General features: G+C 72.6%; 12 protein-coding genes. 7 read left to right on the top strand and 5 right to left on the bottom strand.

The annotated features are described in order from the left end of the window. Positions 1-136: 136 nt before the first annotated feature. From HHX40_RS22830 to HHX40_RS22820, 3 genes are all read right to left on the bottom strand, one after another. Positions 137-460, bottom strand: a complete 324-nt coding sequence (locus HHX40_RS22830) for a hypothetical protein (protein WP_182882235.1) — start codon at positions 458-460, stop codon at positions 137-139. Between the two features lie 129 nt (positions 461-589). Beyond that, positions 590-1,615 (bottom strand): pentapeptide repeat-containing protein, encoded by a 1,026-nt coding sequence (locus HHX40_RS22825; RefSeq protein ID WP_182882234.1) that lies wholly within the window; start codon positions 1,613-1,615, stop codon positions 590-592. A 476-nt stretch (positions 1,616-2,091) separates the two neighbouring features. Next, positions 2,092-3,315, bottom strand: a complete 1,224-nt coding sequence (locus tag HHX40_RS22820; protein WP_182877556.1) for a saccharopine dehydrogenase family protein — start codon at positions 3,313-3,315, stop codon at positions 2,092-2,094. Positions 3,316-3,410: 95 nt separating this feature from the next. Here HHX40_RS22820 and HHX40_RS22815 point away from each other — a divergent pair, with 95 nt between their 5' ends. The 7 genes from HHX40_RS22815 to mftF all read left to right on the top strand — a co-directional run bounded on the left by HHX40_RS22815 (position 3,411) and on the right by mftF (position 10,448). After that, positions 3,411-4,190, top strand: coding sequence for a TetR/AcrR family transcriptional regulator (locus HHX40_RS22815; protein ID WP_310738229.1), 780 nt, complete (start codon positions 3,411-3,413; stop codon positions 4,188-4,190). A 282-nt stretch (positions 4,191-4,472) separates the two neighbouring features. After that, the gene (mftA, locus tag HHX40_RS22810; protein ID WP_117409937.1) at positions 4,473-4,571 is read left to right on the top strand and encodes a mycofactocin precursor MftA; all 99 of its coding nucleotides are present in this window, start codon (positions 4,473-4,475) and stop codon (positions 4,569-4,571) included. Next, a complete protein-coding gene (gene mftC / locus HHX40_RS22805) occupies positions 4,571-6,166 on the top strand; it encodes a mycofactocin radical SAM maturase (RefSeq protein ID WP_182882233.1) in 1,596 nt (531 codons plus the stop codon). The genes mftA and mftC overlap by 1 nt, the downstream gene beginning before the upstream one ends. Before the next feature lie 17 nt (positions 6,167-6,183). Next, positions 6,184-7,389, top strand: a complete 1,206-nt coding sequence (gene mftD, locus HHX40_RS22800; protein ID WP_182882232.1) for a pre-mycofactocin synthase MftD — start codon at positions 6,184-6,186, stop codon at positions 7,387-7,389. Beyond that, positions 7,382-8,170, top strand: coding sequence for a mycofactocin biosynthesis peptidyl-dipeptidase MftE (mftE, locus tag HHX40_RS22795; protein WP_182882231.1), 789 nt, complete (start codon positions 7,382-7,384; stop codon positions 8,168-8,170). The genes mftD and mftE overlap by 8 nt, the downstream gene beginning before the upstream one ends. After that, positions 8,167-8,991: a mycofactocin-coupled SDR family oxidoreductase gene (locus HHX40_RS22790; RefSeq protein WP_182882230.1), complete on the top strand. Its 825-nt coding sequence runs from the start codon at positions 8,167-8,169 to the stop codon at positions 8,989-8,991. The genes mftE and HHX40_RS22790 overlap by 4 nt, the downstream gene beginning before the upstream one ends. Continuing rightward, a complete protein-coding gene (gene mftF, locus HHX40_RS22785; RefSeq protein WP_182882229.1) occupies positions 8,988-10,448 on the top strand; it encodes a mycofactocin biosynthesis glycosyltransferase MftF in 1,461 nt (486 codons plus the stop codon). Before HHX40_RS22790 ends, mftF begins: the two co-directional genes overlap by 4 nt. Before the next feature lie 81 nt (positions 10,449-10,529). Here mftF and HHX40_RS22780 read toward each other — a convergent pair whose 3' ends face one another. Together HHX40_RS22780 and HHX40_RS22775 are read right to left on the bottom strand one after the other, a co-directional pair. Further along, a complete protein-coding gene (locus HHX40_RS22780; protein WP_182882228.1) occupies positions 10,530-10,754 on the bottom strand; it encodes an acyl-CoA carboxylase subunit epsilon in 225 nt (74 codons plus the stop codon). Next, positions 10,754-12,343: an acyl-CoA carboxylase subunit beta gene (locus HHX40_RS22775; RefSeq protein WP_220499464.1), complete on the bottom strand. Its 1,590-nt coding sequence runs from the start codon at positions 12,341-12,343 to the stop codon at positions 10,754-10,756. The genes HHX40_RS22780 and HHX40_RS22775 overlap by 1 nt, the downstream gene beginning before the upstream one ends. Positions 12,344-12,536 lie beyond the last annotated feature (193 nt).

Below are 12,536 nucleotides of genomic sequence, written 5' to 3'. Positions count from 1 at the left end.
GCGGTACGCCCGAAGACAGCCGAGAACCGCCACCCCTCCGCCACCTCGGCAGGCGTCGGCAGCATCCGGCATGACCCGGAGACCGAGCCGGGGAAGGAGCGGGAAGGCAGGCTTCCTACTCTCCTCCCGTCGCCGGTCACCGGTAGACGCCGCCGTAACCGTGAGCGCAGACCCGCGCACCGCGCAACGGCGTCGACACCCCCACGCTCTTCGCGGCCCTGAACGCCGTGAAGGGCGATCCGGAACTGGCGAAGTTCCGGTTCCGGGCCTTCAGCGCACGGTCTCGGAGCAGGCGCGCGGCCTCGTGACGGCAGGCGAGACGGATCGGCAGGTCCTCGGCCTGGTCACACTGCGGGGGCTGGTCGCGCACAACCGGGGCGAGTGGTATCCGCAGCTCCGCTTGGAGCTGCGCCGGACCCGCGACGAGCCGCCCCTGGCCACCGCGATCCTCGACTCCCACCTCCTGCGCGGTGGAGTAACTGCTCTACGGCCGACGCCGTACGGCGAGGTGATCGAACTGGCGGCGGCGCTGCGGGAGACCGGGACGCGGGCGGGCGCGATGCGGGCCGTGGCGTTCGCGCGGAACTTGCTACTCGCCGGGCCACGTCTCCTCCGGGCTCGGCGAAGCTTCCTGCGCATCGGTAGAAGGTGCGTCGAGGAGGTTCGCGCCGCGGACGTCCTCCTCGGTGACCTTCGCACCATGGAGGTCACCAACGTAGATCTGCGCGCCGCGAAGTTGCGCGCCGCGAAGGTCTGCGGCGAACAGATGCGCGTCGCGTAGGTCCGCGCCGATGAGAAACGCGCCGCGTAGGTCCGCACCGGAAAGTTTCGCGCCGCGTAGGTCCGCGCCGACGAGAAGCGCATCGCGAAGGTCCGCACCTGGACCGAGATTATGTCCTTGGAGGTTAGCGTGGCGGAGGTCCGCGTGGACAAGGACCGCGTCGCGAAGGTCCGCCTTGGAGAGGTTCGCGTCGGATAGGTTCGTGCCGGAGAGGTTCGCCCGGCGAAGGTCGGCACCGGTGAGGAACGCGCGGCGGAGGTCCGCGTCAAAGAGATCGATACGGTCCCGATCCTGACGGTGATCACGGCGACCTATCACAGTCAGGGCAGCCTGGACATCGGTTCCAGGAACACGAGGCGAACTATGCACACCAAGCGGTGGACCGGCCTGTCCATCACAGGCTGTCCGCTCCTCGCCGTCCTGCTGGTCGGGACTATCGCAATCCCGGCAGTGCTCGCGGATGAAGGCCGCCAGCACCTCCATGACGGTGGGGTGGTCGCGGGCCGAGTCTCGGGCGATCCGCTCCAGCGCGTATATGCCGCCCAGGCGGATGTCGAGCTTGTCCGAGCCGAGCTGCTCGATCGCCTTCGTGTATCGGTCGGTGATGTGCCCCTGCCGGGCGGTGTCGGCGTTGCGCGCCGTGTAGAACACGGCCGCCAGCGCAATCACTCCAGTGGCGACCGCTAATGCGCGCCCGCGTACCGCATCGAGCGCTGCGGCCAGGTCCTTGCCGACAATGCCGTTCACGCCGTCGAAGTGGGCCAGCACCCAGGCGGCACCCGGACCGAGTACCCAGCCCAGCGCGACGGCGAGGACCAGCCCGAGCGCGATCATTATGAGTCGGGGAAATCTCACACCTTGCACAACGGCCGACTGATGGGTCTGGTGCCAGACCCTGCTGCCGAAACCTCTTACCGCGTCCCGCTCGGACGGCGCCTCGCGCGGTCATCTCCCAGTGCCTCACGGCTTCGCCCAGCGCTGGGAGTTGGCCAGGGCCTCGCGCACCAGGGCGAGGCCGCAGCGGCAGGTCGGCGCGTGCCGCCTGCGCGGCCGCGCGCCGGGCGTACGCCTTGATCCCAGCCCGCGGCTCGCCCCAGCGCTGCCCATCCGGAGCCTGGTCGAGCGCGATCTGACACAGTGGCAGGAGGAGCCCGGGAGCTGGCTGAACGAGGATGACGGCCTTCTCAACGACGTCACCGAAGAAGCCTACGTACGAGCCAGGTTCGTCGACGGCGACGGCGTCACCATCCAGGCGGTCGAACGTCGTCACGGGCATCTTCTGACGGAGGCGGGCACGGCCCGCGCCGGGGTCACTGCTCGCGCATGCCCCAGGGGGTGCCGTACTCGGTGAGCAGGTCGAGGAAGGGCCGCGGCGGGAAGGCCTCGGGGCCCAGGACTCCGGCGCCGGACCAGGCGCCGGAGGCCATCAGTTCGAGGGCCACGACCGGGTTGACGGCGGTCTGCCACACCACCGCCTGGGAGCCGTACTCACGCATCGACCACTGGTTGTCGACCACGTGGTAGAGGTAGACCTCACGCGGGCCGCCGTTCCTGGTGCCCCTGACCCAGGTGCCCGCGCACGTCCTGCCGTGCATGCGCTCCCCGAGCGTCGCCGGGTCGGGCAGGCACGCCGCGACCACGTCCCGCGGGGAGACCTCGACGGGAACGCCGTCCGCGCCGGCGACCCGGACCGGCTCGGTGCGGTCCAGCCCGAGCAGGTGCAGGGTCCGCAGCGTCCCGATGAACTCCTCGCCCAGCCCGTACTTGAAGGTCACCCGCCCGGCGTCGACCCAGCGGGGCATGAGCAGGACCTCCTCGTGCTCGACGTTGACGCACTCGACCGGGCCGATGCCCTCGGGAAAGTCGAACACCTCGGGCTCGCTGAAGGGCGGGGTGGTGAACCATCCCCGCCCGGACTCGTAGACGACCGGGGGGTTCAGGCACTCCTCGATCGTGGTCCAGATGCTGAACGAGGGCGCGAAGTCGTGTCCGTCGACCGTGAGGTCGGCGCCGTCCCGCACGCCGATCTCCTCGATGTGGTCGAAGAGTTCGTCGGCGGCGTACCGGGCGAACACGTCCGACAGCCCCGGCTCCACGCCCATGCCTACCAGCGCGAGCCGGCCCGCCCGCTCCCACTCCGCGGCCGTCTCGAACTGGGCGTCGCCCAGCTTGACCCCGCACTCCTCGTGCGGGCGGTCCGGATGGGGCCGCGACAGCGACATCGCCATGTCCAGGTAGTGCGCGCCGGCCGCCAGCGCCGCCCGGAACAACGGCATGACGAACCGCGGGTCCGTGGCGTTGAGGAGGACGTCGCAGCGGTGCTCGGCCAGCAGCGCCGCGACCGCGGCCTCGTCACCCGCGTCGGCCCGGCAGGCGCTGAAGCGATCCCCCGTCTCCCCGAGCGCGGCGACGGCCGCCTTGGCACGGGACAGGTCGTAGTCGGCGACGACCATGTGTTCGAGGAAGGATCTGCGGGCCGCGATCCGGGTGATCGCCGTACCCACTCCACCGGCTCCGACAAGCAGCACGCGCATGGTACAAACATCCCTTTCTTGGACAAACGCCCCTGATGTGCCGATCCAACGCCACCCCCACCCCGAACGTCAATGGCGTTGGCATAAGGTGGGCGGTGAGGAGAGAGGGGGACGCCGTGCCCAAGCCGGTGGTGGGCGAGTCGGCGCGCCGGCGGCGCCGCCCGACGAAGAACGGGGTGGTCCTCTCGGAGGGCCTGATCGTGCGGACCGCGCTGCGCATGCTGCGCGAGCACGGCCCGGCCGGCCTCACCGTACGGCGGCTCGGCATCGCCCTGGGAGCCGATCCCAGCACGCTCTACCGCTACTTCAGAGGCGTGGACGACCTGACCCTCGCCATCGGCGACATGCTCATCGGGCAGGCGATGGCCGGCTGGAGCGGCGGCGGCGACTGGCGCGCCGGCCTTCGCGACCTGGGCCTGCGCATCCACGCCGCCTACCTCGAACACCCGCAGGCCGCGGTGCTGACCGCCAGCCGCATCAGCGGCAAGTCGCACGAGATCGCGGCCGACGAGGCGATCCTCGGGCTGCTGCGTGGCGCGGGGTTCCCCGACCGTGAGGCGGTCGGCGTCTACCACACCTTCATCGACATGACGCTGGCCTTCGCGGCGCTGGACGCGGCCACCCTGGCGCTGCCCGCCGAGGCGCGCGAAGCCGACGAGGAGATCTGGCGGGCGACCTACGCCCGGCTGCCCCGGGCCACCCACCCCAACATCGCGGCGGTCGCCCCTCTACTGGTCGCCCGCATGAACGACAGCGCCTACCCCGCCGCCCTGGAGATGCTCCTCGACAGCGCCGCGTCGCGGCTCACGCGCCCCCGCCCCGCACCCCGGACGGCACGGGGCGGGGGCCGGGACCGCCCGGACAAGGGTGTCTAGGGGTTTTCCACGCCTATCACTCCTTTTAGTGTGATTGGTGTTTCAGCAGAAAGGCGAGTCGCCTCATTCGAGTTCGCTCAGGTCGAGCAGGCTCGAATCGTGGCCGCTCGAATCGAGACCGTCGCGGCGGTAGTCCCTTCCCTCACATCTCGAGAGCGCCGGCGATTCCGCGAGGACGCCCCGGTCCGGCTCTCGCCGCACGAATATCCCGAAGACCCGGCTTATCCCCAAAAATCCGCTTATTGCGGAAACCAGGTTCCGCGCCCCGAGGAAGGAGCAGCCATGGAGGAGACGACCGTTCCGGCCGAGGCGACGGAGGAGCTCACGGCGGAGACGCTGATCGAAGAGGTGTCGATCGACGGCATGTGCGGCGTCTACTGATGAACGATCCCCTGGACGAGGCCTGGGAGCTGTCTCCCCGGGTGGCCCTGCGGCCGGAGCCGTTCGGGGCCCTGGCCTACCACTTCGGCAACCGGCGGCTGACCTTCCTCAAGCGCCCCGAGCTCGTCTCGGTGCTCCGCGACCTCTCCGGTGAGCCCGACGCCCGTGCCGCGCTGACCCGTGCCGGCGTTCCCGCCGGCCGGTGGCCCGCGTACGCGGAGGCCCTGCGGGGCCTCGCCGGCGCGGACATGATCAGGCCGCGCGGGCGGGTGGAGAGCCGGAGCACGGTAGCGCGGAATTCGACGGCCCAGAACTCGGTGGCACAGAACTCGGCAGCGCAGGACGGGCCGGCCCGGTCCGGGACGGCGAGCGGGTCGCTGGCCAAGCGGTTCGAGTACGGCCTGGCCGCCCCCATCTGTCTGACCTGGGAGCTCACCTACGCCTGCAACCTGTCGTGCGTGCACTGCCTGTCGTCGTCGGGGCGGCGTGACCCGCGTGAGCTCGCCACCGCCCAGTGCGAGGCGGTGATCGACGAGCTGCAGGCCATGCAGGTCTTCTACGTCAACATCGGCGGCGGGGAGCCGACCGTGCGGCCCGACTTCTGGCATCTGGTGCAGTACGCCGTGAACCACCAGGTCGGGGTGAAGTTCTCCACGAACGGGACGCGACTCACCCCCGAGCGGGCGCGGTTCCTGGCCGCCACGGACTACGTGGACGTGCAGGTGTCGCTCGACGGCGCCACCCCCGAGGTCAACGACCGGGTCCGCGGCCCGGGGTCGTACGAGACGGCGCTGCGGGCGCTCGACAACCTCGCCGCGGCCGGGTTCGCCGACGCGAAGCTGTCGGTGGTCGTGACCCGGGAGAACGCGGGCCAGCTCGACGAGTTCAAGGCCATCGCCGACGAGCGCGGGGCGACGCTCCGGCTCACCCGCCTGCGCCCGTCCGGACGGGGCGCCGACGTGTGGGACGAACTGCACCCGACGGCGGCCCAGCAGCGTGAGCTGTACGAGTGGCTGCTGCGCGCGGGCGAGAACGTCCTCACCGGCGACTCGTTCTTCCACCTCGCGGGGTACGGCGAGTCGCTGCCGGGCCTGAACCTGTGCGGCGCGGGCCGGGTGGTCTGCCTGATCGACCCCCTGGGCGACGTGTACGCCTGCCCGTTCGCGATCCACGACCGCTTCCGCGCCGGCAACGTGCTCTCCGACGGCGGGTTCGCCGCCGTGTGGCGGGAGTCGGAGCTCTTCGGGGACCTGCGGTCGCCGCAGACCTCGGGCGCGTGCACCGGATGCGGGTTCTTCGACTCCTGCCGGGGCGGGTGCATGGCCGCCAAGTTCTTCACCGGCCTGCCGCTCGACGGGCCCGACCCCGAATGCGTGCAGGGGCACGCCGCCGACGCGCTCGCCGCTGCGGGCCGTACGGTGCCCCGGCCCAGCCAGGACCACTCCCGCCGCTCCGGCGCCCGCCGGGCCGGAGCCGGGCCGGTTCCGGTGCGCATCGGACGCCGTCCCTCCCCCGCCGCCCCACCCGTACACCCACCCGTGCACGCGTGCGCGGAGAGCCCGCTCGCCGGGTTCAGCCCCTCATCCGACGTGTAGCAGAAGGACGATAGCTCGTGGCCGCGAACGCCTGGTTCGAGACGGTTGCGGAGGCGCAGCGCAGAGCGCGGCGCCACCTGCCGAAGTCGGTGTACTCCGCGCTGCTCGCCGGTTCGGAGAGAGGCCGGACGTACCGCGACAACACGGCGGCGTTCGCCGAACTCGGCTTCGCGCCGCACGTGGCGGACCTGCCGGCCAAGCGCGACCTGTCCACCACCGTGATGGGGCAGCAGATCTCCCTGCCGGTGCTCATCTCCCCCACCGGGGTGCAGGCCGTGCATCCCGACGGGGAGGTGGCGGTGGCACGCGCCGCCGCGGCGCGCGGCACGATCATGGGGCTGAGCAACTTCGCGAGCAAGCCCGTCGAGGAGGTCGTGGCCGCCAACCCGCAGACCTTCTTCCAGATGTACTGGATGGGCACCCGCGAGTCCATGGCCGCGCACATGGAGCGGGCCCGCGCCGCCGGGGTCAAGGGGCTGATCGTGACCCTGGACTGGACGTTCTCCCACGGCAGGGACTGGGGCAGCCCGTGGATCCCCGAACGCCTGGACCTGAAGGCGCTCGCCCGCTTCGCGCCGCAGGGCCTGACCCGGCCGCGGTGGCTGCTCGGCTTCGCCAGGACCGGCCGGCTGCCCGACCTCACCGTCCCCAACGTGGCGGAGCCCGGCCGTCCGGCTCCGACGTTCTTCGGCGCGTACGGCGAGTGGATGCGGACCCCGCCACCCGGCTGGGATGACGTCCGGTGGATGCGCGAGCAGTGGGACGGCCCGTTCATGCTCAAGGGCATCTCCCGGCTCGACGACGCCCGCCGCGCGGTGGACGCCGGGGTCACCGCGATCTCGGTGTCGAACCACGGCGGCAACAACCTGGACGGCACGCCCGCGACCATCCGGCTGCTCCCGGGCATCGCGCGGGTGGTCGACGGCCAGGCCGAGGTGCTGCTCGACGGCGGCGTACGGCGCGGGGGCGACGTGGTCAAGGCGCTCGCGCTCGGCGCACGGGCCGTGATGATCGGACGCGCCTCGCTGTGGGGCCTGGCGGCGAACGGCCAGGCGGGCGTGGAGAACGTGCTCGACATCCTGCGCGGCGGCATCGACTCGGCGCTGCTCGGCCTGGGCCGCGCGTCGATCCACGATCTGGAGCCCGGCGACGTGCTGGTCCCGCCCGGCTTCACCAGGGAGATCGGGTTCACCAGGGAGATCGGGTCTCCGGGCGATGCGTGAGAGGGGCGAAGGCGAAGGCGGCCTGGCGGAGCTGTCGTGGCCCGCGCTGCCGTCCTCGCCGACCGTGCTGGTGCCGCTCGGCTCCACCGAGCAGCACGGCCCGCACCTGCCCCTGCACACGGACACGGCGGTCGCGGCGGCGGTGGCGAGGGCCGCCGCCGCCCGCCTTCTCGCGGTGGCTCCGGACGACCCCGTCCTCGTGGCGCCGCCCGTCGCGTACGGCGCGAGCGGCGAGCACCAGGACTTCCCCGGCACCATGTCCATCGGGACCGCCGCCCTCCGGTTCCTGCTCGTCGAACTCGTCCGCTCCCTGTCCCGCTGGGCCGGGCGCGTCGTGATCGTGAACGGTCACGGCGGGAACCTGGACGCCCTCGCCGCCGCGACGCCACTGCTGCGCGAGGAAGGGCACGACGTGTGCTGGGCGCCCTGCGCGGCCGGGCCGGCCGACGCCCACGCCGGCCACGCCGAGACGTCGCTCATGCTGCACCTGGCCCCGCGTCTGGTGGACATGGCCCAGGCGGAGCCGGGCAACCTCGCCCCGCTCGCGGAGATCATGCCCGAGCTCGCGGCCAGGGGCGTCGCCGCCGTGTCACCCTCCGGCGTGCTCGGCGATCCGACCACGGCCACCGCCGGGGAGGGACGCCGCCTGCTCGACCGGATGGCCGACGACGTGGCCGCCCGCGTGCGGCACGGACGGGCCGACCACACCGGCCGCCTCCTGCCCGCCCCCGCCCCCGCGCCCACACCCGGGCCCGCGGCCGCGACGGCCTCTCCGGCATGAGCCAGGTGAGCGGCGAGGACGGCGGCTTCCGGGTCGCCCTGGTGACCGGGGCGGCCCGCGGGATAGGCGCCGCCGTCGTGCGGGCGCTGTGCGCCAGGGGCTACCGGGTGGTCGCGGTCGACTCGTGCGCGTCGGACGGCCCGGCGCGGCCCGCCGGGGTGACCTATCCGCTCGCGGCCGACGCCGACCTGAAGTCGCTGGCCGACGACCACCCCGGCGTGGTGGTGCCGTACATCGCGGACGTGCGCGACCGCGACGCGCTCGCCCGCGCCGCCGCCGTGGCGGCGGACCGCTTCGGCCGGCTGGACGCGGCCGTGGCCGCCGCGGCGGTCATGGCCGGCGGCCTGCCGCTGTGGGAGACCCCGGACACGCACGTCCGCGCCCTGTGGGAGACCGACGTGCTCGGGGTGTGGAACACCGCCGCGGCGTGCGTCCCGCACATGCTGGCGGGGCCCGAGCCGGGGGCGTGCCGGTTCGTCGCGGTGGCCTCGGCGGCCGGTTCGCACGGGCTGTTCCGCCTGTCGGCGTACACGATGGCCAAGCACGCGGTGGTCGGGCTGGTGCGCGGCCTCGCCGCCGACCTGGTGGGCACGGGGGTGACCGCGGCGGCCGTCTCCCCCGGTTCGACCCGCACGCCGATGCTCGCCGCCACCGCCGAGGTGTACGGCCTGGACGGCGTCGAGGACTTCGCCTCGTCCCAGTTGCTGCGCCGCCTGATCGAGCCCGCCGAGATCGCCGAGACCATCGCGTTCTGCTGCTCTCGCGAGGGAGGCGTCGTCAACGGATCGGTGATATCGGCGGACGGAGGCTTCACGCCATGACCCACGATCAGATCACCCGCGACTCGGACCCACGGGTGCCCGGCCGGCTTCCGGACGGTTTCACCGTCCGGCTGAACCGGCGTGTCCGGGTCCGCGACGGCGGGCGCACCCTGGTGGGTGGCGCGCCGACGCGGGTCATGTACCTCACCCCGGCCGCCGCGGACCTGTTCGACGGCCGCAGGCTGCGGGTCCGCGACCGCGTCTCCGCCCTGCTCGCCGACCGGCTGCTGGAGGCGGGCCTGGCCGACCCTGTCGTCGGGGACCTGCCCGGTCTCGACCCCTCGCAGGTGACGGTGGTCGTGCCGGTGCGCGACCGGCCCGCCGCGCTCGACCGGCTGCTGTCGGGCATCGGCGACCGGCACCGCGTGATCGTGGTGGACGACGCGTCGGCCGCCCCGGAGGCCGTCGCCGAGGTCGCGGCGGCGCACGGCGCGGTGCTCGTCGCGCTGGCGGAGAACGTCGGCCCCGCCGCCGCCCGCAACGCGGGCCTGCGCCGGGTCACCACGCCCTACGTCGCCTTCGCGGACTCCGACGTGGTCCTCGAACCCGGCACGCTGCCGACCCTGCTCCGGCACTTCGCCGACCCCCGGGTGGCCGTGGTGGCGCCGCGCGTGCTGGGGCTCCGCCTGCCCGGCCGGGCCCGCTGGATCCTCCGCTACGAGGACGCGCGGTCCTCCCTCGACCTGGGCCTCGATCCGGGCATCGTACGCCCGAGGGCGCCGGTCTCCTGGGTCCCGAGCGCGTTCCTGCTGGCGCGGGCCGACGCCCTCGGCCACGGCTTTAGCGCCGAGATGCGCGTCGGCGAGGACGTCGACCTGGTGTGGCGGCTGGCGCGGGCGGGCTGGCGGGTGCGCTACGAGCCGGCCGCGACGGTGCGGCACGAGCACCGCACGGTGGTCCACGACTGGCTGCGGCGCAAGGCCTTCTACGGCACCGGCGCCGACCTGCTCGCCCGGCGGCACGGCCGCGACGTGGCCCCGGCGGTGCTGGCGCCCTGGAGCGCGGCCTTCGTGCTGGCGCTGCTGGCGCAGCGGCGGTGGTCGCTGCCGGCCGCGGCGCTGATCTTCGCGGGCACTGCCGCGACGATGTCGGCCAAGGTCAGGCGGAGCGAGCACCCGGTGCGCCTCGCCCTGACGCTGACGTCCGACGGTGCCGTCGCGGCCGTCTGGCAGGCGGCGGCGCTGCTGCTCCGCCACTGGTGGCCGCTCGCCGCCGTCGGCTGCCTGCTGTCCAGGAGGCTCCGCCGGGCCGTGGCCGCCGTGGCCGTGATGGACGCGCTCACCGATCTGCGGCGCACCGGCGCGCACCTCGACCCGGTCCGCTACGCCGTGGCCCGGCGCCTGGACGACGCGGCGTACGGGTCCGGCCTGTGGCTCGGCGCGATCCGCGGGCGCTCGGTGCGCGCCCTGCTGCCCGACATCCGGTGGAAGACTCGCTCGTCGAGGCCGTCCGCCTAGAAGCCGGCCGCCGGGAGACCGGCCGCCTGAAGAACGTGGTGAGCCGCCGCCCCGGGAGCACCCGGGGCGGCGACTGCGGCGTCACCGGACACCGGTGAGCGCGTCGGTTCGGTGGCACGCCACCCAGGACCGGGGCGACCCGTAGTCCGGCAGGCGCAGCCGGGGCCGGTGCCTCTTCGGCCCGGCGACCGGCCCGAGTTCTGCGCCGTCCGCACGGTCCGCCGCGACCGCGTACAGGGCGCACACCAGCGCGCAGATCTCCTCCTCGGTGGGATTTCCCGCGACCACCCGCAGTTCGGCGCCCATCACATCGGGGGGTTTCCGTGCTTACGCCGCGGCCCCGACGCCTGCTTGGCCCGCAGCAGGCCGAGCGCCCTGGTCAGGGTGGCCCTGGTCTCGCTCGGGTCGATGACGTCGTCGACCAGCCCGCGCTCGGCGGCGTAGTAGGGGTGCATGAGCTGCCTGCGGTATTCCTCCACCCGCTGGGCGTGCGCCTCGACCGGGTCCGGCGCGGCGGCGATCTCCCGGCGGAAGATGACGTTGGCCGCGCCCTCCGCGCCCATGACCGCGATCTCGTTGGTCGGCCAGGCGAAGGACAGGTCCGCGCCGATCGACCTGGAGTCCATCACGATGTACGCGCCGCCGTACGCCTTGCGCAGCACCATCGAGATGCGCGGCACGGTCGCGGCGCAGTACGCGTAGAGGAGCTTGGCGCCGTGCCTGATGATGCCGCCGTGCTCCTGGTCGGTCCCGGGCAGGAAGCCCGGCACGTCGACCAGGCTGACCAGCGGGATGTTGAAGGCGTCGCACATCTGGATGAAGCGCGCGCCCTTCTCCGAGGCCTTGATGTCCAGCACCCCGGCCAGGTGGGCGGGTTGGTTGGCGATGATGCCGGTGACGTGGCCGTCGAACCTGGCCAGCCCGCAGATGAGGTTCTGCGCCCAGCCCGCGTGGAACTCGAAGAACTCCCCGTCGTCGACGATCTCCTCGATCACCGCCGACATGTCGTAGGAGATCGCCGGATCAGCCGGCACCAGGTCGAGCAGGGCGTCGTTGCGCCGGTTCGCCGGGTCGGTGCAGGTGATGGACGGCGGCAGTTCCTGGTTGTTGGCGGGCAGCAGGGACAGCAGGTAGCGGACTTCCTCAAGACAGGACACCTCGTCCGGGCAGACGAACCCCGCCACGCCGGAGAGTGTGCCGTGCACCCGCGCACCACCGAGGTCGTCGGCGCTGATCTCCTCACCGGTCACCGCCTTCACGACGTCCGGGCCCGTGATGAACATCTGGGCCGTGTTCTGCACCATGAACACGAAATCGGAGAGAGCCGGCGAGTACGCCGCTCCCCCCGCGCACGGGCCGAGCATGACGTTGATCTGCGGAATCACCCCCGACATCCGCACATTGCGCCGGAAAATACCGCCATAACCGGCAAGCGCGGTCACACCTTCCTGGATCCGGGCCCCGGCGCCGTCGTTCAAACCGATCAGCGGCACCCCGGCGGCCTCGGCCAGATCCATCACCTTGTGGATCTTCTCGGCGTGCGCCTCACCGAGCGCGCCGCCGAACATCCGGAAATCGTGGGCGAAGACCATGACCTCGCGGCCGTAGACCTTGCCCCACCCCGCCACCACGCCGTCGGTGTACGGCCTGCGGTGCTCCAGCCCGAAACCGGTGGCCCGGTGCTGCCGGAACGCCTCCACCTCCACGAAGGACCCGCTGTCGAGGAGCACGTCCAGGCGCTCCCGCACGGTGAGCTTGCCCTTGGCGTGCTGACGCGCGGTCGCCTCCTCACTCGGGCCTGAATGGATGCTCTCCTTGAGCACCTGCAAATCCGCCAGCCGTTCCCGCATCGATTCCTTCGGCAGGTCGCTGACCCGCGTCACCACGGTCCCCATATGTATTCCTCCTGACGGCACAACCGGGTGCCCTCAGGGTAAGGGGGCCGATCAACGCCACGACACCCCTAAAAAGGACGGCGACCACGCCGATAAAACGCGTCCCGAATAGAACCGGAAAACGGTCCGGATATCAGTGTTCCGGTCCGGCGGTGGCCGGCCCCCTACGGGCCGGCCACCGGGGGACCACGAT

Source organism: Microbispora sp. H10949 (assembly GCF_014161435.1).
Taxonomy (GTDB): Bacteria; Actinomycetota; Actinomycetes; order Streptosporangiales; family Streptosporangiaceae; genus Microbispora; species Microbispora triticiradicis.
The sequence above is the reverse complement of the archived record's forward strand: the minus strand, read 5'-3'. Positions and strand labels throughout refer to the sequence as shown.